Genomic DNA, 23188 nt, shown 5'->3' on the forward strand with positions numbered 1-23188 from the left:
CGACCGGCGCTACCCGCCTTGCGTTACCACTGCATGAAGGCTAGGTTTGACAGGATTTTTTGCCAGCAGGGGCTTCCATGAACAACGACGACGCTGCGCCCAAACAGCTCACATTCCGCGCGGTGGTGCTTGCCATCGTGCTGGCGGTGATCCTGTCGGCGGCCAACGCCTACCTGGGTCTGTTCGCAGGCCTGACCATCGCCACGGCCATTCCGGCGGCGGTGATTTCCATGGGGGTGCTGCGCCTGCTGGGCGGCGGCACGATCCTGGAAAACAACATCGTGCAGACCGGCGCTTCGGCCGGTTCGTCGATCGCCGCCGGTGTGATCTTCACGATCCCGGCGCTGGTGATCATGGGCTACTGGCCGGACTTCAAGTACTGGTGGGTGCTGGGCATCGCCGGCCTGGGCGGCCTGCTGGGCGTGCTGTTCTCGGTGCCGCTGCGGCGTTCGATGATCGTCGAAGACCCGCTTCCGTTCCCGGAAGGCAAGGCCGCGGCCGAAGTGCTCAAGGCCGGTGAAAATCCGGGCCCGGGCCTGAAGATCCTGGGCCTGTCGGCGGTGATCGGCGCGGTGGTCAAGCTGGCCGCGGAAAGCGGCATGCGCCTGATTCCCGATGCCTGGGCCACCTCGGCCTACGTGGGCAGCTCCAAGATCACCGCCTTCATCGGCACCAACCTGTCGCCGGCGCTGCTGGGCGTGGGCTACATCGTCGGCCTCAACGTCGGCATCGTGGTGGTGTCCGGCTCGATCCTGACCTGGCACATCGCCATTCCGCTGTACCAGGCGTTCTTCATGAACACCGACCCGGCCCTGGCCGCGTCGATCGCCACCGCCTCGTCCACCGAGGCGGCGTTCGCCATCTGGGGCGCGAAGATGCGCTACCTGGGCGTGGGCGCGATGCTGATCGGCGGCGTGTGGACCCTGATCTCGCTGCGCAAGTCGCTGCTCAACGGCGTCAAGAGCGGCTTCGCCGCCGCGCGCAAGAGCAGCGGCCCGGCGCTGGCGCACACCGAACGCGACCTGCCGATGAAGTGGATGCTGGTGGCGCTGGTGGCCTTCACCCTGCCGCTGCTGGCGCTGTACCAGGCCATCGTGGGCCAGTGGCACGTGTCGATCCCGATGACCCTCATCATGATCGTCGCCGGCTTCCTGTTCGTCTCGGTCTCGGCCTACCTGGCCGGCCTGATCGGTTCGTCCAACAACCCGGTCTCGGGCATCACCATCTCCACCATCCTGTTCGCCTCGGCCGTGCTGGTGGTGCTGCTGGGCAAGGACGGGCTGACCCCGGTCGGCGTCGGTGGTGCACCGCTGGGTGCGGTGGCCGCGATCATGATCGGCGCGGTGGTGTGCTGTGCCGCCGCTGTCGGCGGTGACAACCTGCAGGACCTCAAGGCCGGCTACATCGTCGGTGCCACGCCGTGGAAGCAGCAGCTGATGCTGGGCATCGGTGCGTTCTCCTGTGCGCTGATCATGGCGCCGGTGCTGAACCTGCTGGCTACCGCGTACGGCATCGGCGTCAAGTCCGAGCTGCACCCGAACGCGCTGGCCGCACCGCAGGCCAACCTGATGGCCTCGGTGGCCAAGGGCCTGTTCGGTGGCGAACTGCCGTGGACCTTCATCGGCATCGGTGCCGTGGTGGGTGCGGCGATCATCGCCTTCGACAGCTGGCTGAAGTCGCGCAACGCCCGCTTCCGCGTGCCGGTGCTGGCCGCCGCCATCGGTATCTACCTGCCGCTGGAACTGATGGTGCCGATCTTCCTGGGCGGCCTGATCGCCTACCTGGTGGAGCGTTTCCACAAGGTGCGCGCCGACGATGAAGAAGGCCGCGACCGCGTGCACAAGCCGGGCGTGCTGTTCGCCGCCGGCCTGATCACCGGCGAAGCGCTGATGGGCATCGCCATCGCCGTGCCGATCGTGGTCAGCAGCCGTGCCGACGTGCTGGCCGTGCCGTTCCACCTGCCGGCCGCGCAGTGGATCGGCCTGGCGGTGCTGTTCGTGGTGGGCTGGCTGATCTACCGCACGGGCAAGAAGGCCACCGCGGTCTGATTGCGCGCCAATCTGAACGTGAAAAACCCCGCCTCGGCGGGGTTTTTCGTTTCCATGACGTGTGGCCTTTGCTTCACGGGGATGACAGGGCCTACCATCGGCGTTTTGCCGTTCCGCGGAGAACCCGATGAAGCTTCGTTACGCCCTGTTGCCGTTGTGCCTGCTGACCGCGCTGCCGTCGCTGGCTGCCACGCGTGGCCTGGATGTGCGCGACATGATCGCGCTGGATCGGGTTTCGGCCCCGCTGCTGACCGCCGATGGCGGCAACGTGGTGTTCGCCAAGCGCGTGCTCGGCAGTGACAGCAAGGCCAGCACCGGCCTGTTCATCCGCAACCTGCGCACCCGCGATGCAGCCGCGCCCAAGCCGCTCACCCCGGCCGGCTGGAACGTCAACTCGGCCGCGCTGTCGGCCGATGGCCAGACCGTGTACTTCCTCAGCGCCAAGGGCGGCAGCCAGCAGCTGTACGCGATGCCGCTGGCCGGCGGCACCCCGCGCCAGCTGACCGATTTCGCGGTGGACGTGGACAGCTTCCAGATCTCGCCGCAGGGCGACCGCGTGGCCTTCAGCGCCGGCGTGTTCCAGGACTGCGGTTCGGACCTGGCCTGCACCAGCAAGAAGCTGGACGCGCACAAGGCGCGCAAGAACACCGGTGAAGTGTTCGACAGCCTGTTCGTGCGCCATTGGGACACCTGGAACGACGGCCGCCGCAACACCCTGTTCGTGGCCCCGCTGCCGGCCGGCAAGGCCGCTGCGGTCAAGGGCGCTTCGGCGATCAGCGCCACGCTGGCCGGCGATGCGCCGTCCAAACCGTTCGGCGGCAATGACGATTTCACCTGGGCGCCGGACGGCAAGAGCGTGGTGGCCAGCATCCGCGTGGCCGGCCGCGAAGAAGCGTGGTCGACCAACTTCGACCTGTACCGCCTGGATGCCGAGGGCAAGCAGGCGCCGGTCAACCTGACCGCCGCCAACCCGGCTTGGGATGCCGGCCCGGTGTTCAGCGCCGACGGCAACACCCTGTACTACCGCGCGATGAAGCGCCCGGGCTTCGAGGCGGACCGTTTCGGCGTGATCGCGCTCGACCTGGCCTCGGGAAAGACCCGCGAAATCGCCCCGGACTGGGACCGTTCGGCCGGTGAAGTGGTGCTGTCGCAGGACGAAAAGAGCTTCTACACCGCCGCCGATGACCTGGGCGAGCACCGCCTGTTCAACATCGACATCGCCACCGGCAAGGCCACGGTCGTCGCCGAAGGCGGAAGCATCGGCTCGCCGGTGATCGCCGCCGGCACGCTGGCCTACACGAAGAACAGCCTGAAGAGCGGCGACCAGATCGTGGTGGCCCAGGCCGACGGCAGCAGCCCGCGCGAGATCACCCCGAGCGCCGGCCAGATGCTGCCCGACGTGGCCTTCGGCGATTACGAGCAGTTCCAGTTCAAGGGCTGGAACAACGAAACCGTGCACGGTTACGTGGTCAAGCCGTACAACTACCAGGAAGGCAAGACCTACCCGGTGGCCTTCCTGATCCACGGCGGCCCGCAGGGCAGCTTCGGCAATGGCTGGAGCTACCGCTGGAACCCGCAGACCTACGCGGGCCAGGGCTACGCGGTGGTGATGATCGATTTCCACGGTTCCACCGGCTACGGCCAGGCGTTCACCGATGCGATCAGCCAGCACTGGGGCGACCGCCCGCTGGAAGACCTGCAAAAGGGCTGGGCGGCGGCGCAGAAGCAGTACCCGTTCCTCAACGGCGACAAGGCCTGTGCGCTGGGCGCCAGCTACGGCGGCTTCATGGTCAACTGGATCGCCGGCAACTGGAACGAGCCGTGGAAGTGCCTGGTCAACCATGACGGCGTGTTCGACCAGCGCATGATGGGCTATGCCACCGAAGAGCTGTGGTTCACGGAGTGGGAGCAGGGCGGCACGCCGTTCGACAAGCCGCAGAACTACGAGAAGTTCAACCCGGTCAACCACGTGGCGGACTGGAAGAAGCCGATCCTGGTCATCCACGGCCAGCTCGACTTCCGCATCCCGGTCGAACAGGGCCTGGGCGCGTTCACGGCGGCGCAGCGCCAGGGCATCGAGTCGAAGTTCCTGTACTTCCCGGACGAGAACCACTGGGTGCTCAAGCCGCAGAACAGCGTGCAGTGGCACGACACGGTAAACGGCTGGCTGAAGCAGCACATCGGCGAGTGATGTGGAAAGCGCCGCCGAAAGGCGGCGCTTTCATATGTGGTTACCCAACGCGCACGCGCGCACCCCATTCCAGGCGCTCCATTCCGTGAAAGCACCCGCTCTGATCCAGAACGACATCGTAGTTTTCGGCCTGATCGCCGCCACCCTGGGTGCCGTGTTCTGGACCGCCTCACGCGAGACGGGGCTGTGGAAACGCTTCTACACCTTCGTGCCGGCGCTGCTGCTGTGCTACATGATTCCCGGCATCTACAACACGGTGGGCCTGATCGACGGGCAGAACACCAGCCTGTACAACCCGATCGCGCGCGACATCCTGCTGCCGGCCGCGCTGGTCCTGCTGACGCTGGCGGTGGACATCAAGGGTATCCTGCGGCTGGGCCCGAAGCTGATCGTGATGTACCTGGGCGCGTCCTTCAGCATCATGATCGGCGCGGTGGTGGCCTTCATGCTGATGAAGTGGGCACACCCGGAGACGGTCGCCGGCGATACCTGGGCGGGCATGGCCGCGTTGGCCGGCAGCTGGATCGGCGGCGGCGCGAACATGCTGGCCATGCGCGAGGTCTTCGACGTCAACGCCACCACCTTCGGCCAGTTCGCGGTAGTAGACGTGGGCGTAGGGTACGTGTGGATGGCGGTGCTGATCTTCATGGCCGGCCGCGCGGCGAAAATCGATGCGCGCACCGGCGCGGACACGTCGGCGATCGATGAACTGAAACTGCGCATCGAAAAATTCCAGGCCGAACACGAGCGCGTGGCGAGCCTGACCGACCTGATGCTGATCGTGGCGGTAGCGTTCGGCACGGTGGGCCTGTCGCACGCCATCGCCGGCCCGGTATCGGCGTGGTTCAAGGGCCACGTGGCCTGGGCCTCGCAGTTCAGCCTGGACGCGCCGTTCGTATGGGTAGTGGTGATCTCCACCACCTGCGGCCTGGCGCTGAGCTTCACCCGCGCACGCAACCTGGAGGGCGCGGGCGCCTCGAAGCTGGGCTCGCTGCTGCTGTACTTCCTGATCGCCTGCATCGGCATGCAGATGGACCTGCTGGCGCTGCTCGAACGCCCGTGGCTGTTCGCACTGGGCCTGATCTGGATCGCCGTGCACATCGTGCTGCTGCTCGCACTGGCCATGGCGCTCAAGGTGCCGTTCTTCTACTTCGCCATCGGCTCGCAATCCAACATCGGCGGGCCGGCTTCTGCGCCTGTGGTTGCGGCTGCCTTCCATCCGTCCCTTGCCCCCGTTGGCGTGCTGCTCGGGACCATGGGTTATGCGACTGGTACGTATCTCGCCTACATCGTTGGCATCACGCTGCGGGCTTTGGCAGGCGGCTGAGTTCTCCCGCGTAGAAGCGCTGGCGTTTTCATTCTCTGCGCGCGGGGGCGCGGGGGTGGAGGGGATAGCGGGGCACGCGTGAACCCATCCATGGGGCTTATCGCAGCATCCATGCTGCTCAAAGCCCCGCTACCCCCTCCACCCCGCTCCCCCAGACGGTCATGCGTCAGCGGACGGGAAATCAAAGGCAGTTGGCATATGGTCGAGCGACTTGTTGCGCCGTAGAGCCACGCCATGCGTGGCTGAGCGGCAGCGCGAATGTGCTTGGCGGAGACGCTCTTGATTTCGTATCCGGTCGTCGCAGAGAACTGAGGGGGCGAGGGCGGGGATGCCCTGGCCGGACTTTGAGCGGCATGGATGCCGCGATAAGCCCCATGGATGGGTTCACGCGTGTCCGGCCAGGGCATCCCCGTCCTCGCCCCGCGCGGGAAGAACCGAACAGCCAACGCTCTACGCGAGGACAAGAAACCGCCAAGAGCGTTTCTTCGCCGAGGTGCAATGCGTCGCCGTGCGGATCGTTCGTAACGGCAGTCGTCTGACGACCGACCCTACCGTGCGCTCGTACAACGTTTCAGGCGGCGAGTAGTCCGCGCTCGATCAACCAGGCTTTCGCATCTTCCGCATCCTGTTCGAACCAGGCGCGCGTGGAGCCGAGGCGATAGGTGTAACCCCAGGCATCCATGTCGGCCATCAGCTGCGCGCTGCCTACGCCCGGCAGCTGCCCGGCCAGCACGATCTGCAGGTAACAGGTGGCGTCTTCTTCGGGAACCGAATCGGTTGCGTCGGTGTGCACCAGCGCGCGGCGTTCGGGGGGCAGCACGATCAGGTGGCAGGCCTCGTGCAGCATCGAGTGCACGGGCGTGTCGTTACGTACATAGACGTCGCTGGCGATGATGCCCGCTTCGGGCTCGCCCCAGTAACTGCCGGGAATCGGCGCGCCATCGGCCACGTGGTGCAGCTGCAGCGCGTGGCGGGCCAGCAGGGCCGCCGCATCCTCGAAGGCGATGTCGCCCACCCGGGTGACCTGTGGTTCTGCTTCGGCGGCGGCGGTGTTCATGGCGTGTGCGTCCTGCGCCCCTTCCCGGTGGGGAAGGGGCCTTTGCGATCAGGGCTGCTGCGGGCCTTCCGGCAGCGCCACCGAAATGTCCAGCACGTCGTGCTCGCCGTCCTTGACCAGGTCAACCTTGACCGCGTCCGCGTCGATGTTCACGTACTTCTTGATCACTTCCAGCAGCTCGCGCTGCAGCAGCGGCAGGTAATCCGGGCCGCCACGGTGGCTGCGTTCCTGCGCGATGATGATCTGCAGGCGGTTCTTGGCCGTTTCGGCGGTGGTCTTCTTCGTCTTGAGGAAATCGAACAGGCCCATGCTTACCCTCCGAACAGCTTGCTGAAGAAGCCCTTCTTCTCAACAACGGTGAAGCGCATCGGGCGCTCTTCGCCGAGGATGCGGGCCACCGCATCATCGTATGCCTGGCCTGCGGGCGACTCTGCATCCAGGATCACCGGCTCGCCCTTGTTGGACGCGTTCAGCACGTCACCCGATTCCGGGATCACGCCGATCGCCTTCAGCCCCAGCACCTCTTCCACGTCCGTGATGCTCAGCATCTCGCCCGACTCAACCCGGACCGGGCTGTAGCGGGTCAACAGCAGGAAGGCCGGCACGTTCTGGCCCGATTCGGCCTTGTGCGTCTTCGAATCCAGCAGGCCGATGATGCGGTCCGAGTCGCGTACCGACGACACTTCCGGGTTCACCACCACCACCGCGCGGTCGGCGAAGTACATCGCCAGGAACGCACCCTTCTCGATGCCCGCCGGCGAATCGCAGATGATGTAATCGAAGCCGTCCGCCGCCAGGTCCTTCAGCACCTTGCCCACGCCTTCCTGGGTCAGCGCATCCTTGTCGCGCGTCTGCGATGCCGCCAGCACGTACAGGTTGTCGAAACGCTTGTCCTTGATCAGGGCCTGCTTGAGCGTGGCCTCGCCGTGCACGACATTCACGAAGTCGTACACCACGCGCCGCTCGCAGCCCATGATCAGGTCGAGGTTGCGCAGGCCGACGTCGAAGTCGATCACCGCCACCTTCTTGCCCCTGCGCGCAAGGCCGCAGGCAAGGCTTGCGCTGGAAGTGGTCTTGCCGACGCCGCCCTTGCCAGAGGTGACTACGATGATTTCAGCCAAAGGACTTCTCCTGATGATTCTGTTGGGTTGCCGCGTCAGTCCAGCGCAGCGATCTTGATCTGGTCCTGTTCCAGCCACACCTGCACGGCCTTGCCGCGCAGGTTGTCCGGGACATCGTCCAGTACCTTGTAATGGCCGGCAATGGCGACCAGTTCAGCGTGGAAGTCACGGCAGAAAATGCGCGCCGTGGTGTTGCCCTGGGCACCTGCCAGGGCACGGCCCCGCAGCGTACCGTAAATATGGATGCTGCCATCGGCGATCACCTCGGCGCCCGCGCCGACCGTGGCCATCACCGTCAGGTCGCAGTTCTCCGCATACAGCTGCTGGCCCGAACGCACGTTGCTGGTCTGCATGCGGCCCGGCTTGGGCGCATTGCCCGCATCCACCGCCGCGGCCGGGGCCGGGGCGGCCGCACGCGCGCGGCGTGCCGGTTCCGGGGCCGGTGCGGCTGCAACGGGCGCAGGTGCCGGCTCGGCCTCGGCACGCTCGTACTGGGCGCGGAACTTGGCCAGCAGCGGCAGCCCCAGCTGCTGCGAGAGCAGGTCCGTTTCGTTGCTGCCGTAAGCCAGCGCCACCGGCAGCACGCCGGCACTGCGCAGGCCATCCAGCAGGGCCTGGGCCGTGGCCACGTCGGGCATCTGGCTCAGGCCGCCGAAGTCCAGGATCACCGCCGCGCGGCCGAACAGCTTCGGCGCGCGGGCCACGCGGTCGTGCATTTCGCGGGTAAGGCGTTCCACATCGAGGGTGCGGATGCGCAGGTTGGCGATGCCCACCTGGCCGATCTTCAGTTCACCGGCCTGTTCAAAATCCATGTTCGCCGCCACCTCAGGTCCCCGTCGGTCGATGCGCGCGCAGCGGCTCGCGACGATGGCCCACCCAGGGCACGTCCGGCAGCGCGTCGCCGTAGGTGTCGTGCACCCACTGGTAACTGCACAGGTCCTTGAGCAGCATGCTGGCCCGCACATCCACGTGCGGCATGTTGTTCTGCCCGACCTCGCGGAAGCCGAAGCTGCCGTGGAACAGCAGCGCCGCATCGGCGCCGTGGTCCAGGAACACCTCGCAGGTCAGCTGCGGGTAGCGCAGCTCGGCGTAGCTCTGGGCATCGGCGTAGAACGCGCGGCCCACGCCACCGCCACGGCGGCGGCTGGCCACCACGATGCGGTCGATGTAGAAGAATTTGCTGGTCAGGTGCTGCTGGAACCAGGCGAAGTTGCTGCTGTCGTGCTGGCTGTCGCTGCCGAAACCGATCAGGAAGCCGGCCAGGTTGCCGTCGCGCTCGGCGACGCGGAAATATTCAGCGGTTTCATAGAACAGGCGCAGGCGGGCGGCATCCAGCGGAAGGATGGCCAGGCCGGCGTTGTTGTTCAGGGCCAGGACGGAATCGAGCTCGTGCTCGCGCACGTCGCGGATGACAATCGACATTGTGACTCCGTGGGGTAACGCGGTTGGCCCGTCTAGGGGCCCTGCCGGTGATTATTGCATGGGTGGCCGGGCAGGGCACAGGCCAGCCATTACTTATGTCCGGGTGCAGCGGCGCAGGTTCAGCCTAAGATGCGTCCATGTTGGGATACCTCAGCCAAACCCGAGTACTGCGACTGGCCGGCCTGTTCACCTGGGTCATGCTTGGCTTGCCGCTGGTCTATTCCCAGTACGAAGCGGTCCGCCGCAGCGGCGGCATCGACGTGCCGCCCCTGCTGCTGTTCGTGTCCTACCTGGCCTTCGGTGGCGGCTACCTGTGGCTCACCCGCGGCCTGCGCAACGGCGGCCATTCGGCCTGGTACGACCGCGCCATCCTGGTCCTGCTGACCATTTCGGCCCTGGCCGTGAGCTTCCTGAGCGGCTCGGGCCTGGGCAGCATCCTGATGATGGTGGCCGCCGGGGTCATCCCGTGGATGCTGCCGGCGCGGGTCGGGGTGATCTGGCTGCTGGTCAGCCAGCTGGCGGTGGCCCCGGTCTATTACCTGTTCCTGCCGTTTTCGCTGTTCGAGGCGGTCATGCAGTCGCTGCTGTACGGCGGCTTCTCCATGTTCATCTTCGTGACCAGCCTGGTCGCCCGCCAGCAGACCGATGCCCGCGAAGAGCAGCGCCGGCTCAACACCGAGCTGCGCGCCACCCGCGTGCTGCTGGCCGAAAGCGCCCGGGTCAACGAGCGCACCCGGATCTCTCGCGAGCTGCATGACCTGCTCGGCCACCACCTCACCGCCCTCAGCCTGAACCTGGAAGTGGCCGGCCACATCACCGAGGGCCAGGCCCAAGAGCATGTGCACCAGGCCCATACCCTGGCCAAGCTGCTGCTCACCGACGTGCGCGAAGCGGTCAGCCAGCTGCGCGACAGCGGCGCCATCGATTTGGCCGCCGCGCTGCGCCCGCTGACCGAACAGGTGCCCTCGCTGGCCATCCACCTGGACATCGAAGAACCGCTGAGCGTGGAAGACCCCGAACAGGCCCACGTGCTGCTGCGCTGCACCCAGGAGATCATCACCAACGCGGTGCGCCATGCCCGGGCCCGCAACCTGTGGATCGAGGTGTTCCGCGAGCCGCCGGGGCAGGTGGTGGTGCAGGCGCACGACGACGGCGTGGGTGCCGATGGCATCGTGATCGGAAATGGCTTGCGTGGCATGCGCGAACGCCTGCAACAATGCGGCGGTGAGCTGCAGATTGAAACCCACCGGGGTCAGGGCTTCCGCCTGCGCGCCTCGGTTCCCGGCGTGCCAGTGCTGATGCTGGGTGCCATCCTGGAAGGAGTGCGTTGATGATTCGCGTCTGCCTGGTCGACGACCAAACCCTGGTGCGGCAGGGAATCCGCTCGCTGCTCGCCCTGGATGACGGGATCGAAGTGGTGGCCGAAGCCGCCGATGGCCGCCAGGCCGTCGAGGTGGTGCCGCAGACCCGCCCCGACGTGGTGCTGATGGACATGCGCATGCCGGTGATGTCCGGGCTTGAGGCGCTGCAGTCGCTGTCGCGGCTGGGCCAGCTGCCGCCGACCATCATCCTCACCACATTTGACGACGACCAGCTGGTGCTGGCCGGGCTGAAGGCCGGCGCCAAGGGCTACCTGCTCAAGGACGTGACCCTGGAACAGCTGGTCGGTGCCATCCGCACCGTGGCCGATGGCGGTTCGCTGGTGCAGCCGGCCGTCACCCAGCGCCTGCTGTCGGGGCTGGAGCACATGCGCAACGAGTTCGTGAGCCTGGACCGGCCCGACCCGCTCACCGACCGCGAGACCGAGATCCTGCGGCTGATGGCCAGCGGGTTCTCCAACAAGGAGATCGCCAATTCGCTGGGCGTGGCCGAAGGCACCATCAAGAACCACGTCTCCAACATCCTGTCCAAGCTGGGCGTGCGCGACCGCACCCGGGCCGTGCTGAAGGCATTCGAGCTGCAACTGGTGTGAACATGAACGCCAGTTGAAAGCCTTGTGTGGCAAGGCCTGCGGCGGTCGTCGCAGGCCACCTTGCCGAAACCGGCAAATAAATATGGCCAACGGCCACATGCTGGCCCGCGCGATGCGCTATCTTTCCGCTCCTTGTCTATTCAAAACCGCTGCCGGTATGGAAACCGGTGCGCCAATCCTGATCAACAACACCCGCGAAGCCTGCTAGGATTGGCGCTTCGCTTCAATCAACCCGGCCGTGGGATCGGCCCCGGAGACTCCTGAATGACCCGTATTATCGAGTTCCTGATCGCCTTGGGGATCGTGGCTGGCCTGTTCGTCATCATTGGCGTTGTGCTGCCGGGCGAGCGTCACATTACCGAAAGCATCGAGACCAACCGCAAGATGACGATCGTGTACGACACGGTCAACAGCCTGCGCCGCTTCAAGGACTGGAACCCGCTTGTCCTGCGCGATCCCGCCATTGAACTGAAGCATTCCGGCCCCGCCTCCGGCGTGGGTGCACGCCTGGACTATTCCTCCAAGGAATCGTCGCTGGGCCAGGGCAGCTGGGAAATCACCGAGTCCGAGCCGAACAAGCGCGTGGCCATCGCCATCGAGGACCCGACCAAGGGCCACGACAAGAAGACCAGCTTCACGCTTGAGCCGACCGGCAAGGGTGGCCGCAACGTCAAGATCACCCAGGACTACAGCATCAAGTACGGCTGGAACCTGTTTGGTCGTTACGCGGGCCTGTACGTCAGCCGTCACGTCGGTGACGACCTGAAGCTGGGTCTGTCGCGCATGGCCAACATGCTGGCCACCGTGCCGAACATCGACTACCGCACCGCCGAAGCCCCGCTGGTCGACCTGGCCATCATCGATGCCCCGGCCGAAGACCTGCTGGTCGTCACCGCCGGTAACGTCGATCGCGGCGAAGCGACCATCACCAAGTCCATCAAGGACAACCAGGAGTGGATCAAGCGCGTGATGGAGGCCAATGACCTCGAAGCCGCCGGTCCGTTCCGCATCATCACCACTGACTTCGGTCAGGAAAAGTACGCCTTCGACGTGGCCCAGCCGGTCAAGAAGAAGGGTACCGAAGGCGCTTCGGCTGAAGCCCTGACGGTGAAGATCGATGGTGGCGCTCCGGTCAAGTACGTGCACGTTGCCCCGCACCGTACCGCCCACGCCAAGTACACCGGCCACATGGCTGGCCTGGACATCGCCCGCAACGCACTGCGTGCCTGGGCTGTGACGGGCGGCAACGAAGTGATCGATCGTCCGTACGAAACCTGGAACGGCGGCTTGGAAAAGTCGTTCACCCAGGACGGTACGTACGACATCTACTGGGCCGTCAAGTAAACCGACGGTTGCCACGGATGTAACGTAGAACAGAAAACGCGCCGCTTCCTGCGGCGCGTTTTTTTTTGGAGGATGCAGCCATGCTCAACCTGGAACGACGCGCGCGTAAACCTTCGCTGCTGGCCTGCCTGGGCGGCCTGCTGGCGGCCACGGCCGTAGGCCTGTCGGCCTACGCCTCGCACGGCATCGCCGAACCGCTGGCGCAGTCGCACGTGAACACCGCCGCGCTGTTCGCGTTCGGGCATGGCGTGGCGCTGGCGGTGCTGGGCCCCACCCAGCAGAACAGCGTGGGCAAGCTCGCGCTGTACGTGCTGCTGCTGGGCACGCTGCTGTTCTCGGGCAGCCTGGTGGCCGGCGCGTTGTGGCAGTTCCGCACCGGGCTGGCCCCGGTGGGCGGCACGGCATTGATGGTCGGTTGGGTGGTGTACGGGCTCAACGCCCTGAGGCGCTGAGATGCCGCGCTTCCGCCGCGGCTTCGATGTACAGGAGGCGCACGACTGGCTGTCGCGGCGCGACCGCCGGCTGGGCACCTGGATGAAGCGGCTTGGGCCGGTGGAGGCGCCGCCCGGGTGGGCGCGCAGCTTCGACCCGGTCGATGCGCTGGCCCGCGCGATCCTGTTCCAGCAGCTCAGCGGCAAGGCCGCCTCCACCATCGTGGGCCGGGTGGAGGCCGCCATCGGCAGCACCCGCCTGCACGCCGACACCCTGGCGCGGATCGACGCCCCCGGCCTGCGCACCTGCGGCGTCTCCGGCAACAAGGCGCTGGCCCTGCGTGACCTGGCCCGGCGCGAGGCGGCCGGCGAGATTCCCGACCTGCGGCGGATGTCGGTGATGCCGCATGACGCGATCATCGACGCACTGGTGCCGATCCGCGGCATCGGCCGCTGGACCGTGGAAATGATGCTGATGTTCCGGCTCGGTCGCCCCGACATCCTGCCCATCGACGATCTGGGCGTGCGCAAGGGCGCCCAGCGGGTGGACAAGGCCGAGCTGATGCCGACCCCGAAGGAGCTGGCCGCCCGCGGCGAAAAGTGGGGCCCGTTCCGGACCTACGCCAGCCTGTACCTGTGGCGCATCGCCGATTTCACCGAAAGCCCGAAGGCCACTACCAACCGCTCGCAGGACTGAGCCACGCAAGGCGTGGCTCTACGGTTGGGGTCTGGCCCAGCACCAATGCCAAGGCTCGTACACGATGCCGTGGGGGTTATCGCGCGGATAACTCAGGTGGAAGCCGTAGCTCCCCGCGTGCTCCAGCAGCCACGCGAACGCAGCGGTGGCCTCGAAGCTCTCCTCCGCGGCCGGTTCCCCCGGGCTGCTGATATCCAGCGCACGCCCGCTGTGGTGTTCGCTGTACCCCGGCGCGGCGTTGACCTGCAGGATCGCGTCCACGTCCAGCCCGCGCGCGCGTTTGCGCGCGAAGATGCCCAGCTGGTAATCGTGGCTGCGGTAGCCCGAAATGGCCTCCAGCACGATGCCCTCGCGCGCGGCCTGCTGCTGCATGCGCTGCCAGGCGCGCGAGGCGCCCTGCTGCAGCCACAGCGGCCGGCGGTAACGGTCGAAGCCGGCCAGTGCCAGCCGTTCCGGTTCGGCTTCCAGCGCCAGCGCGGTGTCCTGCTCATAGCGCGTTGCATCGATGCCCAGCTGTTCCAGCCGATCCTGCAGCCCGCTCAGCGGCAGCAGGGCATCGGCCGCATGCGCGCGCTGCGTGCCATGCAGCGCCAGGTCCATGGCATCGAGTGCTTCCTCGATCCCCGGCTCGCGCATCAGGTGCGGCACCAGCGGCAACAGGCCGTGCGCGGTGGCGGCGGCCAGGTACTGCCCGTCACGCTTGCGCCGCAGCACCCAGCGGGCCCGCGCCAGCGCCCGTGCATCGGCGTTGCTGCGCGCACGCAGCAGGCCGCCGGGCCACAGTTCGATGTCGGCGGTATTGATCAGCAGGGCAGGGTAGCGGCGCATGCCCCCAGCTTAGCGCGTGGCCTGCGCGTTCAGCGCATCCAGCAGGGCCCGGGGCTGTTCCGGGCTGAGCAGCAGCACGCTGTCATCGCGCAGCGGCAGGTACAGCACGCGGCTGGCGTCGGTGATCAGGCAGAACGCCTTGCGCCGGCCGCCCATGCGGTAGTGGCCGGACTGGAAACCGGGCATGCCATAGCCGTTGATCTTCAAGCCGGGCTTGAATTCGGTGTGCTCGGCCAGGTCCACGATGCGCGCCTTGTCCAGCTGCAGCGAGGCTACCGCGGTGCGGCGGCGGTAGAACGTGGAGGTGACCACCAGTTCGCCGTGCTGCAGCTGGATGCGGCGGCGGAAGAAGCCCCAGCTCAGCACGGCGGTGACCAGCAGCAGGAACGGCACCGTGTAGCCGAGTTCCATCGGCGTGCGCTGTTCGTGCTGCAGCGTGGTGCTCACGATCAGCACGGCGATGCCCAACATCGGCACCCACAACCACAGAAGGCGCCAGATCGGCGCAGGCGCGACGGCGAACTCGGTGGGCGTGGCCGCCATCTCACAGCTCCTTTTTGAAGAACAGCAGTGCCGAACCCATCTGCAGGGTCAGCACCACGTTGACCAGTTCCCAGCCAAGCTGGCCGTGGCGGTTCATCTCGGCCTGCATTTCGTCGGGTTTCAGGCCGGTCCAGCCCGGCTTGATCTCAACGGTCAGATAGCTCCAGCGCTTGCTCATTCCTTGCTCTCCGGGTCCTGTTTGGGTTTGGGAAGGCGTCCCGCCTTGCGCAGTGCGTCGCGCAGCACGTACTCGATCTGCGCGTTGAGGCTGCGCAGCTCGTCGTCGGCCCAGCGCTGCGCCGCTGCCAGCACGTCGGCATTGATACGCAGCGGGTAGGCTTTCTTTTCACTCATGCTCAGTACAACGAGCCGGCGTTGACGATCGGCTGGGTGCCCCGATCCGAGCACAGCACGGTGAGCAGATTGCCCACCATCTGCGCCTTGCGCTCCTCATCCAGCTGCACCACGTTGTTCTTCTGCAGTTCGGCCAGCGCCATTTCGACCATGCCCACCGCACCGGCCACGATCCGCGTGCGCGCGGCGATCACCGCGTTGGCCTGCTGGCGCTGCAGCATCGCCTGGGCGATTTCCGGGGCGTAGGCCAGGTGGCTGATGCGCGCGTCGAGCACCTGCACGCCGGCATCGGCCAGGCGTTCGGCCAGTTCGTCCTTGAGGTGCTGGGAGATCTCAGCGGCGTGGCTGCGCAGCGACAGCTGGCCGTCCTCGTGCTGGTCGTAGGGGTAGCTGGTGGCCATCGCGCGCAGCGCCGATTCGGACTGGATGTGCACGAAGCTTTCGTAGTCGTCCACGTTGTAGACCGCCTCGGAGGCGTCCACCACCTGCCAGACGATCACCGCGGCGATCTCGATCGGGCTGCCATCGAGCTCATTGACCTTGAGCTTGCCGCTTTCGAAGTTGCGCACGCGCTGGCTGACCTTCTTCTTGCTGAAGAAGGGGTTGTTCCAGCGCAGGCCGTTGTCCTTGACGGTGCCGATGTACTTGCCGAACAGGCTCAGTACGGCGGCCTGGTTGGGCTGCACGGTGTACAGGCCGGTCAGGCTGAACAGGGCCACCAGGCCCAGCAGCAGGCCGCCCAGCACCAGCCCCAGGTTCACGTTGCCGCGCTCCACGCCTGAGAAGAACAGCCACGCCGCCACGGCCAGCAGGACGAGGACGCCCAGCAGGAAGGGCAGGCCGGAGAGCGAGCGGACGGGCTTTTCTTTCATGGTGGGCATCCTTTGCGGGTGGGTTTTTAATATTGATATCAAAGTGATATCACATCCGTAAGGCCCCCATCCCATAAAATGGCGGCCCCGCCTCTGATGTCCGGAATATCGCCATGATCACGCTCGGCACGCCGCTGTCCCCCTCCGCCACCCGCGTCCTGCTGCTGGGCTCGGGCGAACTGGGCAAGGAGGTCGCCATCGAGCTGCAGCGGCTGGGGGTGGAGGTGATCGCCGCCGACCGCTATGCCAATGCCCCGGCCATGCAGGTGGCGCACCGGTCGCACGTGATCGACATGCTCGATGCGATGGCGCTGCGCGCGCTGATCGCCGAGGAGAAACCGCACCTGATCGTGCCCGAGATCGAAGCCATCCACACCGAAACCCTGGTCCAGCTGGAGCAGGAAACCGGGCAGCGGGTGGTGCCCACGGCGCGCGCCGCGCGCCTGACCATGGACCGTGAAGGCATCCGCCGCCTGGCCGCCGAAACCCTGGGCCTGCCGACCTCGCCGTACCGCTTCGTGGACACCGAGGCCGAGTACCGCGCGGCCGTGGCGGCGATCGGGCTGCCGTGCGTGGTCAAGCCGGTGATGTCCTCCTCGGGCAAGGGACAGAGCACGCTGCGCAGCGAGGCCGACATCGCAGCGGCCTGGGAATACGCGCAGACCGGCGGCCGTGCCGGTGCCGGCCGCTGCATCGTGGAAGGCTTCATCGATTTCGATTACGAGATCACCCTGCTGACCGTGCGGCATGCCGGTGGCACTTCGTTCTGCGCGCCGATCGGGCATTGGCAGAAGGACGGCGATTATCGCGAAAGCTGGCAGCCGCAGCCGATGTCGCCGGCCGCGCTGGCGCGTGCGGAAGAGATCTCGCAGGCGATCACTGATGATCTGGGCGGCTGGGGCCTGTTCGGGGTGGAGCTGTTCGTGAAGGGCGACGAGGTGTGGTTCAGCGAAGTCTCGCCGCGCCCGCATGACACCGGCCTGGTCACGCTGGCATCGCAGGAACTGAGCGAATTCGCGCTGCACGCGCGCGCCATCCTGGGCCTGCCGATCCCGCTGATCCGCCAGAGCGGCCCGTCGGCATCGTGCGCGATGCTGGCGCACGGCGAAGGCGTGCCGGTCTTCAGCAACGTCGACGCTGCGCTGGTACATCCGGACACGGCGCTGCGCCTGTTCGGCAAGCCCAGCGTGCACGGCCACCGCCGCGTCGGGGTCACCCTGGCGCGCGGCGAAGACATCGACCAGGCGCGGAAGATCGCGCGCGAGGCGGCAGAGGCTATTTCGATCGAGTTGCGCGCGTAAAGCACGGCGCTTTGGTTGTTACGTGCTGGGGCGACCGTCGGGTAGCCCCGCTCCGGGACACGCCGTGAACCCATCCATGGGGGCTGCTAGAAAACATCCATGTTTTCTAGCGTCCCTCCGGGGGCTACCCGCCGGTCGCCCCCGATGGATCGCGCAGTGCGGACGGAAGAGCGTTACTTCACGTCCACCCACACCAGGTGGTGGTCGCTGCCGTCGGCGATCTTTGCTTCCGGCGTTTCATTCGCCGGCCAGAACACGCCGCTGCCGATGTAGCTGAAGCCGACCGACGGCAGCACGTAATCCAGCCGCATGGTGCCGGATTTCGGGCCGAAATCACCGGTGGCGTGGAACGGGGCGCCACGGCGCACGATGCCCTTTTCGGCGTAGGCCTTGCTGGTCTGCTCGGCGCCCACGCTGCGCGGGGTCGGGTAGCGCAGCACGCGGGCGTTTTCGATCAGTTCCACGATGGCATCGTGGCGGCCATCGCCATCCACCGGGTCGTTGTTGAGGTCGCCCAGGATCACGAAGCGCGCGTCCTGTGCCAGGCCGCCGCAGGTGCCCTTGTCATCGCACAGCCACGGCTTGTCGCCGGCCGCCAGGTATTCCTGCCACAGCCGCAGTTCGTCGTGGTTGCGGGCCGCGTTGCGCTTTTCCGGGCCGTCGAACACCGGCGGGGTGGGGTGCGAGACCAGCGCATGCACCACGCCGTTGGGCGTGGTTACCGGCACGTCCCAATGCGACTTGGACGACAGCCGCAGCTGCGACCACACGTGGTCGTTGTAGAACGATTTGCCGCTGCGCGGGTCGATCGGGCGCAGCGCGCCGGGCAGGGTGCTCCACTTCAGCAGTTGGAAGCTGCGCACCTTGGCCTCGTCGATCGGGTAACGCGACAGCACCAGCATGCCGTACTGGCCCGGGTGCAGGCCGTAGCCCCAGGCATCGTTGCCGCGGTTGCGGCCGTCGCCGCCGATCTGGCCGTTGTTGTCCAGGTCCAGCCCGCTCTGCACGCCGGTGTTGACCGGGGCCAGGTAGCGGTAGGCGAAGTGCAGCGGCTCGCCGCCGCCCGGCTGGGCCACTTCCAGGTAACGCTGCTGGAACAGGTCGGCGGCGCGGTGGGCGTCGTCGTAGTCGAATTCGTTGAGCAGCACCAGGTCCGGGCGGACCTGCTGCAGCACGGCGGCGATCTTGCGCGCGTGCGCGCTGTCGCCTTCCAGTTCGGCGATCAGCCCGCCGGTCTCGTCGCTGTACAGCGAGGTGTTGTAGGTGGCGATCCGCAGCGGCGCGGGCGTGGACTCCGGCATGGCGGCGGTCTTGGTCGGGGTTTGGGCGCAGGCGCCGCAGAGCAGGGCCAGGGCGAGGATCAGGGGATGGGCTTTCATCCCACTATTTTGCACGGGCGGGCATTGCAATGGCGGGTCAGATGCCGTCCAGCGCCTCGTCGAACTCGTGCCAGCGGCGGCCGTCGTAGGCCTCCAGCGGCCGGAAGCGGCGCTTGTAGTCCATCTTGCGGTGGCCGCGGATCCAGTAGCCCAGGTACAGGTGCGGCAGCTGCTCGCGCCGGGCCCAGGCGATCTGCTGCAGGATCGCGAAGGTGCCCAGCCCACGCTTGGCGTGGTCCGGGTCGAAGAAGGTATAGACCGCCGACAGCCCCTGCGGGGTGACATCGGTGACCGCCACCGCCAGCAGCGGGCCACGATGGCCATCCTCGGACGGCCCGCGGATTTCCAGGAAGCGGCCCTGCGACCACTGCCCGATCAGGAACTGGTCGAACTCGTGCGGGCCGTGTTCGTCCATGCCGCCCTGGGCGTGGCGATGGGTCAGGTAGCGGTGGTACAGCGCGAACTGCTCATCGGTCTGCTCGGCGGCCACGATGCGCACTTCCAGGTCGTCGTTGCGCGCCAGGCAGCGGCGCTGGCTGCGGTCGGGTGCGAAACGGGCCACCGGCACCCGCACCGACACGCAGGCATGGCAGTTGGCGCAGTGCGGGCGGTAGACCAGGTCGCCGGAGCGGCGGAAGCCCCAGCTGAGCGCCATCGGGTACAGCGTGCCCAGCCGCTGGTCGTGCGGGTCCAGCACCAGGTCGCGCGCAGCCCGCTCCGGCCAGTAGCCACAGGGATGGTCCCCGGTCTGGAACAGGCGCAGCTCGTCGTCGCGGTCGGTGTGGATCGCCATGCCCACAGCATAGCGCCGGGGCGTCGCAGGCGCCGCGACTGTCTGGCGAATGAACACGGCCGGCGGCGCTGTCAACGCGGCCGGCGCCCGCGCGTTTTCTCTCCCGTGGGTGCCGACGCACCACACGAAGCATCCCCCAAACACCGGAGTGACCCATGCGCAACCGCAAACCCCTTCTGCTGCTGGCCCTGCTGATGACCACCGGCGCTGCCGGCCTGGCGGTGGCCGCCGATACCCCGGCCACGCCCACCAAGCCGGCCCGCGCGACGCTGGACACCAATGGCGACGGTTTCGTCGACCGTGCAGAGGCCGCCAAGGCACCGCGCCTGGCCGAAAAGTTCGACAGCCTGGACACCAACAAGGATGGCAAGCTGTCCCGCGAGGAAATGCCGCGCTGGCACGGCAAGCGCCACGGTCGTGGCCCGGGTGGCGGCCATGAGCGCCTGGAAAAGCTGGACGCGAACAAGGATGGCCGGATCAGCCGCGACGAAGCCAAGGCCGACCCGAAGCTGGCCGCGCGCTTCGACCAGATGGACCTCAACAAGGACGGTTACCTGGACAAGGCCGACCGCGAGCTGGGCATGAAGCAGCACCGTGATGCGTGGTTCGCTGCGGCCGATACCAACAAGGACGGCCAGCTCAGCAAGGCCGAGTTCGACGCGGCCAAGGGCCCGTTCGGTGGCCCGCGCGGCGAACACCGCGGCGACAAGCCGCCGATGCCGCCGAAGGCAAAGTAACGTAGTGCCGGGCCCTGCCCGGCAACCCCAAAAGCGCCGGTCACCGACCGGCGCTTTTTCATGCGTCAGATCAACCCGCGCTCGCGGGCCACGGTCAGGATCAGGCCGACGACCACCAGGTTGGTGACCAGCAACGCAGGTCGTCCGTACATCGACTGGTACACCCAGCTGGGTCCCGCGCGTCCCTTGCGTGCGGCATCACGCGCGATCATCGGCGCCATGATCCGTTGCAGCGGCACCAGGATCTGGTAGTTCACCAGCGCCGTGCCCAACACCATCGCGGCCAGCGACAGATACACCGGTGCATCCAGCACCGTCAGCGCCAGCACCGCCGCGCAGACCAGCATCGCGGTGAACGTGCTGTAGTGCACGAAGCGATGCACCGCCGCGCGCTCGGCCAGTGTCTGGGTGTAGCAGAGCAGGTAGCGGCCACCGAGGTAGCTGCCGATCACGCCGCCGGCCATCGCCGCGATGGCGATGCTCCAGTTGAACTCCGGGCCGAGCAGGTGGCTCTGGCTGGCCGCCGCACCCAGCGAGCCCATCGCCGCACCACCGGACAGGCTGGCACCGCCCAGGCCGAGCTTGCTGCTGCCCACGCCCACGCTGGTGCCCAGCAGGATCGCCGCGCTCGCCGTGCCCGGTGCGGCCACCATCACCATCGACACCACCGCAGTGGCGAAGGCCGCGCTGGGCGCGCTGCCGCGCGCGAACTCGCCGAAGCGGCGCAGCATTTCCTCGCGCACGCTGGCGCGTGCCCGCGACAGGCGCTTGCGCACGGCGGCGTCGCTCAACCCCAGCAGGTTGGCCACCTGCTGCGAGCTCTGGCCTTCGCGGTAATACAGCAGCAGCGTTTCGCGGCTGTCCTCGGGCAACGCGGAGATGATCTCTTCGGCAGCCACTTCCTCCTCCACCCGCTGCAGGTATTCCGGCGCGGAGGGGCTCGGGTCGGCGGCCATGCTGATGGCGATCTCGGCGGCCTCGCCCGACAGCGGCCGGCCGCGGTTGGCGCGCAGCCAGTCGCGGGCCAGGTTGCGGGTGATCTGGCGCAGCCAGGGCAGGAAGCTGGCGTGGTTGTGCAGCTGGTTGAGCTGCTGCCAGCCCTTGATGAAGGCTTCCTGCGCGATGTCCTCGCTGGCCTGCACGTCGCGGGTGATCGCCAGCGCGATCGCGGTCACGGTGTTCTGGCAGGCCAGCACGATGCGCCCGTACGACTGCTGGCAGCCGCCGGCGGCGGCAGGCAGTTCGCGGTCCAGCGTGTCGGTCAGCGGCAGCGTGGTCATGGCGTCGGTCCCTGGGGATGGTGACATCATGACGGGGTGGGGCGGGGAATGTGACCGGGGCTTACGGTTGGTTCGTCGGAGGCGTGATCCGGACGCGGACCTCTTCCTCTTCCGGCGCCGGTTGGGTGGCCGGGGCCTGCGGTTGGGCCTGCTGCACCGGTGCCGGCGCAACGGTGGGCGCGGCGCGGTGGCGCATCACCACCACCATTGCCACGGCGGCGATGATCAGCAGCAGGCCGATGCGGATGCGCCAGGCCCAGTTGCGGCGCGGGGCCACGTCGGCGGCCTGGTCGCGGAAAGCGAATTCGGCGGTGGGGTGGTCGCGCCGGGTGGTTTCCAGCAGGCGGGCATCGCGCAGGATTTCGCGCGCGCGCGGCTGGTCGTTGGCATGCACCACCCACAGGGTGGGGTGGGTGGTGGCCTTGCTGGTGTCCAGGTAACTGAACTGGCTGCCGCGCTTGCTGTGGTACGAGCGCCCGTTGGTGATGCGCACCTCGATGCCGGCATCGCGCAGCAGTTTGGCCACGCCTTCCACGGTTTCCACGCGCTGGCTGGTGAAGATCTGACGCATATCGAATTATTCCTTGGCCGGTACGGCAGCGGCCGCGGCACTGTCATCCACCACGCGGATCAAGCCTTCCTGCGCGGTGCTGGCAACGAGTATGCCGTTGCGGGTGAAGAACTGGCCACGGGCCAGCCCGCGCGAATCCTGTGCGCTGGGGCTGTCCAGCGAATACAGCAGCCAATCGTCGGCGCGGAACGGGCGGTGGAACCAGATCGCATGGTCCAGCGAGGCCATCTGCACATGCGGCTGGTAATAGCTGATGCCGTGCGGGAAGGTTGCGGTGCCCAACAGGTGGAAGTCCGACGCATAGGCCAGCAGCGCCTGGTGCAGTTCGGGTGCATCGCCCACGGTTTCATTCAGGCGCAGCCACACCTGGTGGTAGGGCGGGCGCTTGGGCGGGTGCAGTTCATCGCGCGGGTACACGTGGCGGAACTCGAACGGGCCGCCGCGCGAGAGCCAGCGCTGCACCTTGATCGGCAGGCGCTCCAGCACGTCGGGCGGCAGCGGGCGGTTCGGTTCGATGTCTTCCGGCTGCGGCACTTCGGGCATCTTGTGCTGGTGCTCGGCCCCGCTTTCGGCCTGCTGGAACGAGGCAGCGCAGAAGAAGATCACCTTGCCGTGCTGGATCGCGGTGACCCGGCGCACGGAGAAGCTGCCGCCATCGCGGGTGCGGTCCACGTCGTACACGATCGGGTGGTCGATGTTGCCGGCGCGCAGGAAATAGGCGTGCAGCGAATGCACATGCCGGCCGTTCTCGACCGTGGCCTGCGCCGCCGACAGCGCCTGGCCCAGCACCTGGCCGCCGAACACGTACTTGGTGCCGATGTCACGGCTCTGGCCCCGGAACAGGTTGTCTTCCAGGCGCTCGAGCGTGAGCAGGTCGATCAGCTCGGAAACGACGGGTTCTTGCGGCTGGGACAAGGAAA

General features: G+C 67.2%; 25 protein-coding genes. 10 read left to right on the top strand and 15 right to left on the bottom strand.

Annotation, left to right across the window (positions count from 1 at the left end; genetic code table 11):
• The first annotated feature begins 77 nt into the window (after positions 1-77).
• The 3 genes from NMB40_RS03440 (at position 78) to NMB40_RS03450 (ending at position 5566) form a co-directional block, all read left to right on the top strand.
• Positions 78-2048: an OPT family oligopeptide transporter gene (locus tag NMB40_RS03440; RefSeq protein ID WP_282248286.1), complete on the top strand. Its 1971-nt coding sequence runs from the start codon at positions 78-80 to the stop codon at positions 2046-2048.
• Between the two features lie 127 nt (positions 2049-2175).
• A complete protein-coding gene (locus NMB40_RS03445) occupies positions 2176-4239 on the top strand; it encodes a dipeptidyl-peptidase 5 (protein WP_494360166.1) in 2064 nt (687 codons plus the stop codon).
• Between the two features lie 85 nt (positions 4240-4324).
• Entirely contained in the window at positions 4325-5566 is a 1242-nt protein-coding gene (locus tag NMB40_RS03450) for a DUF819 family protein (protein WP_184125277.1), read from the top strand.
• 571 nt (positions 5567-6137) lie between these two features.
• On the opposite strand, the gene NMB40_RS03455 is transcribed toward NMB40_RS03450, so the two are convergent.
• Genes NMB40_RS03455 through NMB40_RS03475 form a run of 5 tightly spaced genes read right to left on the bottom strand, consistent with a single transcriptional unit; the run spans position 6138 to position 9166 of the window.
• Positions 6138-6623, bottom strand: a complete 486-nt coding sequence (locus NMB40_RS03455; protein WP_494360167.1) for a hypothetical protein — start codon at positions 6621-6623, stop codon at positions 6138-6140.
• Between the two features lie 48 nt (positions 6624-6671).
• Complete coding sequence (gene minE / locus NMB40_RS03460) at positions 6672-6932, bottom strand: cell division topological specificity factor MinE (protein ID WP_068850125.1); 261 nt, start codon at positions 6930-6932, stop codon at positions 6672-6674.
• A 2-nt stretch (positions 6933-6934) separates the two neighbouring features.
• Positions 6935-7744 (bottom strand): septum site-determining protein MinD, encoded by an 810-nt coding sequence (gene minD, locus NMB40_RS03465; RefSeq protein WP_184125282.1) that lies wholly within the window; start codon positions 7742-7744, stop codon positions 6935-6937.
• 35 nt (positions 7745-7779) lie between these two features.
• Positions 7780-8556: a septum site-determining protein MinC gene (gene minC / locus NMB40_RS03470; protein ID WP_068854585.1), complete on the bottom strand. Its 777-nt coding sequence runs from the start codon at positions 8554-8556 to the stop codon at positions 7780-7782.
• A gap of 13 nt (positions 8557-8569) precedes the next feature.
• On the bottom strand, positions 8570-9166 hold the full coding sequence (locus tag NMB40_RS03475; RefSeq protein WP_448142260.1) for a GNAT family N-acetyltransferase: 597 nt from the start codon (positions 9164-9166) through the stop codon (positions 8570-8572).
• Between the two features lie 137 nt (positions 9167-9303).
• Between NMB40_RS03475 and NMB40_RS03480 the strand changes: the two genes are divergently transcribed.
• The 5 genes from NMB40_RS03480 (at position 9304) to NMB40_RS03500 (ending at position 13610) form a co-directional block, all read left to right on the top strand.
• Positions 9304-10497 (top strand): sensor histidine kinase, encoded by a 1194-nt coding sequence (locus NMB40_RS03480; RefSeq protein ID WP_448142261.1) that lies wholly within the window; start codon positions 9304-9306, stop codon positions 10495-10497.
• A complete protein-coding gene (locus tag NMB40_RS03485; protein ID WP_494360168.1) occupies positions 10497-11138 on the top strand; it encodes a response regulator in 642 nt (213 codons plus the stop codon). The genes NMB40_RS03480 and NMB40_RS03485 overlap by 1 nt, the downstream gene beginning before the upstream one ends.
• Positions 11139-11402: 264 nt before the next feature.
• Positions 11403-12482 (top strand): polyketide cyclase, encoded by a 1080-nt coding sequence (locus NMB40_RS03490; protein ID WP_448142262.1) that lies wholly within the window; start codon positions 11403-11405, stop codon positions 12480-12482.
• 80 nt (positions 12483-12562) lie between these two features.
• Complete coding sequence (locus tag NMB40_RS03495) at positions 12563-12934, top strand: DUF423 domain-containing protein (RefSeq protein WP_282247553.1); 372 nt, start codon at positions 12563-12565, stop codon at positions 12932-12934.
• Position 12935: 1 nt separating this feature from the next.
• A complete protein-coding gene (locus tag NMB40_RS03500) occupies positions 12936-13610 on the top strand; it encodes a DNA-3-methyladenine glycosylase family protein (RefSeq protein ID WP_494360169.1) in 675 nt (224 codons plus the stop codon).
• Positions 13611-13628: 18 nt separating this feature from the next.
• Here NMB40_RS03500 and NMB40_RS03505 read toward each other — a convergent pair whose 3' ends face one another.
• The 5 genes from NMB40_RS03505 to NMB40_RS03525 are packed head-to-tail and all read right to left on the bottom strand — an operon-like array spanning position 13629 to position 16207.
• The gene (locus NMB40_RS03505) at positions 13629-14438 is read right to left on the bottom strand and encodes a M15 family metallopeptidase (protein ID WP_494360170.1); all 810 of its coding nucleotides are present in this window, start codon (positions 14436-14438) and stop codon (positions 13629-13631) included.
• A 9-nt stretch (positions 14439-14447) separates the two neighbouring features.
• Positions 14448-14981 (bottom strand): PH domain-containing protein, encoded by a 534-nt coding sequence (locus tag NMB40_RS03510; protein ID WP_494360171.1) that lies wholly within the window; start codon positions 14979-14981, stop codon positions 14448-14450.
• Between the two features lies 1 nt (position 14982).
• Positions 14983-15159 carry a DUF4177 domain-containing protein gene (locus tag NMB40_RS03515; protein WP_282247559.1) on the bottom strand — a complete coding sequence of 59 codons (177 nt, stop codon included), beginning with the start codon at positions 15157-15159 and terminating at the stop codon, positions 14983-14985.
• Complete coding sequence (locus NMB40_RS03520) at positions 15156-15335, bottom strand: type II toxin-antitoxin system antitoxin (protein ID WP_282247560.1); 180 nt, start codon at positions 15333-15335, stop codon at positions 15156-15158. The genes NMB40_RS03515 and NMB40_RS03520 overlap by 4 nt, the downstream gene beginning before the upstream one ends.
• A 2-nt stretch (positions 15336-15337) precedes the next feature.
• Positions 15338-16207 carry an SPFH domain-containing protein gene (locus tag NMB40_RS03525; protein WP_494360172.1) on the bottom strand — a complete coding sequence of 290 codons (870 nt, stop codon included), beginning with the start codon at positions 16205-16207 and terminating at the stop codon, positions 15338-15340.
• 113 nt (positions 16208-16320) lie between these two features.
• Between NMB40_RS03525 and purT the strand changes: the two genes are divergently transcribed.
• A complete protein-coding gene (gene purT, locus NMB40_RS03530) occupies positions 16321-17508 on the top strand; it encodes a formate-dependent phosphoribosylglycinamide formyltransferase (protein WP_494360173.1) in 1188 nt (395 codons plus the stop codon).
• A gap of 173 nt (positions 17509-17681) precedes the next feature.
• Here the strand turns inward: purT and NMB40_RS03535 are convergent, their stop codons facing one another.
• Both NMB40_RS03535 and NMB40_RS03540 read right to left on the bottom strand, forming a co-directional pair.
• Positions 17682-18887 carry an endonuclease/exonuclease/phosphatase family protein gene (locus tag NMB40_RS03535; protein ID WP_494360174.1) on the bottom strand — a complete coding sequence of 402 codons (1206 nt, stop codon included), beginning with the start codon at positions 18885-18887 and terminating at the stop codon, positions 17682-17684.
• A 37-nt stretch (positions 18888-18924) separates the two neighbouring features.
• On the bottom strand, positions 18925-19680 hold the full coding sequence (locus NMB40_RS03540) for an arginyltransferase (protein ID WP_494360175.1): 756 nt from the start codon (positions 19678-19680) through the stop codon (positions 18925-18927).
• Between the two features lie 155 nt (positions 19681-19835).
• Between NMB40_RS03540 and NMB40_RS03545 the strand changes: the two genes are divergently transcribed.
• Positions 19836-20417 (top strand): EF-hand domain-containing protein, encoded by a 582-nt coding sequence (locus NMB40_RS03545; protein ID WP_282247566.1) that lies wholly within the window; start codon positions 19836-19838, stop codon positions 20415-20417.
• Between the two features lie 65 nt (positions 20418-20482).
• Here the strand turns inward: NMB40_RS03545 and NMB40_RS03550 are convergent, their stop codons facing one another.
• The 3 genes from NMB40_RS03550 to tesB form a co-directional block, all read right to left on the bottom strand.
• Positions 20483-21697: an RNA polymerase sigma factor gene (locus tag NMB40_RS03550; RefSeq protein ID WP_494360176.1), complete on the bottom strand. Its 1215-nt coding sequence runs from the start codon at positions 21695-21697 to the stop codon at positions 20483-20485.
• A gap of 61 nt (positions 21698-21758) precedes the next feature.
• Positions 21759-22268: a putative signal transducing protein gene (locus NMB40_RS03555; protein WP_282248365.1), complete on the bottom strand. Its 510-nt coding sequence runs from the start codon at positions 22266-22268 to the stop codon at positions 21759-21761.
• Positions 22269-22274: 6 nt separating this feature from the next.
• On the bottom strand, positions 22275-23183 hold the full coding sequence (tesB, locus tag NMB40_RS03560) for an acyl-CoA thioesterase II (protein WP_494360177.1): 909 nt from the start codon (positions 23181-23183) through the stop codon (positions 22275-22277).
• Positions 23184-23188: the final 5 nt, after the last annotated feature.

This window comes from Stenotrophomonas sp. FBCC-B152 (genome assembly GCF_059134105.1).

Excerpts from the sequence above, each read along its gene's own strand:
- NMB40_RS03440 (WP_282248286.1), top strand. The coding sequence starts at position 78 with ATGAACAACGACGACGCTGCGCCCAAACAGCTCACATTCCGCGCGGTG.
- NMB40_RS03445 (WP_494360166.1), top strand. The coding sequence starts at position 2,176 with ATGAAGCTTCGTTACGCCCTGTTGCCGTTGTGCCTGCTGACCGCGCTG.
- NMB40_RS03455 (WP_494360167.1), bottom strand. The coding sequence starts at position 6,623 with ATGAACACCGCCGCCGCCGAAGCAGAACCACAGGTCACCCGGGTGGGC.
- minE (WP_068850125.1), bottom strand. The coding sequence starts at position 6,932 with ATGGGCCTGTTCGATTTCCTCAAGACGAAGAAGACCACCGCCGAAACG.
- minC (WP_068854585.1), bottom strand. The coding sequence starts at position 8,556 with ATGGATTTTGAACAGGCCGGTGAACTGAAGATCGGCCAGGTGGGCATC.
- NMB40_RS03475 (WP_448142260.1), bottom strand. The coding sequence starts at position 9,166 with ATGTCGATTGTCATCCGCGACGTGCGCGAGCACGAGCTCGATTCCGTC.
- NMB40_RS03480 (WP_448142261.1), top strand. The coding sequence starts at position 9,304 with ATGTTGGGATACCTCAGCCAAACCCGAGTACTGCGACTGGCCGGCCTG.
- NMB40_RS03485 (WP_494360168.1), top strand. The coding sequence starts at position 10,497 with ATGATTCGCGTCTGCCTGGTCGACGACCAAACCCTGGTGCGGCAGGGA.
- NMB40_RS03490 (WP_448142262.1), top strand. The coding sequence starts at position 11,403 with ATGACCCGTATTATCGAGTTCCTGATCGCCTTGGGGATCGTGGCTGGC.
- NMB40_RS03495 (WP_282247553.1), top strand. The coding sequence starts at position 12,563 with ATGCTCAACCTGGAACGACGCGCGCGTAAACCTTCGCTGCTGGCCTGC.
- NMB40_RS03500 (WP_494360169.1), top strand. The coding sequence starts at position 12,936 with ATGCCGCGCTTCCGCCGCGGCTTCGATGTACAGGAGGCGCACGACTGG.
- NMB40_RS03505 (WP_494360170.1), bottom strand. The coding sequence starts at position 14,438 with ATGCGCCGCTACCCTGCCCTGCTGATCAATACCGCCGACATCGAACTG.
- NMB40_RS03510 (WP_494360171.1), bottom strand. The coding sequence starts at position 14,981 with ATGGCGGCCACGCCCACCGAGTTCGCCGTCGCGCCTGCGCCGATCTGG.
- NMB40_RS03515 (WP_282247559.1), bottom strand. The coding sequence starts at position 15,159 with ATGAGCAAGCGCTGGAGCTATCTGACCGTTGAGATCAAGCCGGGCTGG.
- NMB40_RS03520 (WP_282247560.1), bottom strand. The coding sequence starts at position 15,335 with ATGAGTGAAAAGAAAGCCTACCCGCTGCGTATCAATGCCGACGTGCTG.
- NMB40_RS03525 (WP_494360172.1), bottom strand. The coding sequence starts at position 16,207 with ATGAAAGAAAAGCCCGTCCGCTCGCTCTCCGGCCTGCCCTTCCTGCTG.
- purT (WP_494360173.1), top strand. The coding sequence starts at position 16,321 with ATGATCACGCTCGGCACGCCGCTGTCCCCCTCCGCCACCCGCGTCCTG.
- NMB40_RS03535 (WP_494360174.1), bottom strand. The coding sequence starts at position 18,887 with ATGAAAGCCCATCCCCTGATCCTCGCCCTGGCCCTGCTCTGCGGCGCC.
- NMB40_RS03540 (WP_494360175.1), bottom strand. The coding sequence starts at position 19,680 with ATGGCGATCCACACCGACCGCGACGACGAGCTGCGCCTGTTCCAGACC.
- NMB40_RS03545 (WP_282247566.1), top strand. The coding sequence starts at position 19,836 with ATGCGCAACCGCAAACCCCTTCTGCTGCTGGCCCTGCTGATGACCACC.
- NMB40_RS03550 (WP_494360176.1), bottom strand. The coding sequence starts at position 21,697 with ATGACCACGCTGCCGCTGACCGACACGCTGGACCGCGAACTGCCTGCC.
- NMB40_RS03555 (WP_282248365.1), bottom strand. The coding sequence starts at position 22,268 with ATGCGTCAGATCTTCACCAGCCAGCGCGTGGAAACCGTGGAAGGCGTG.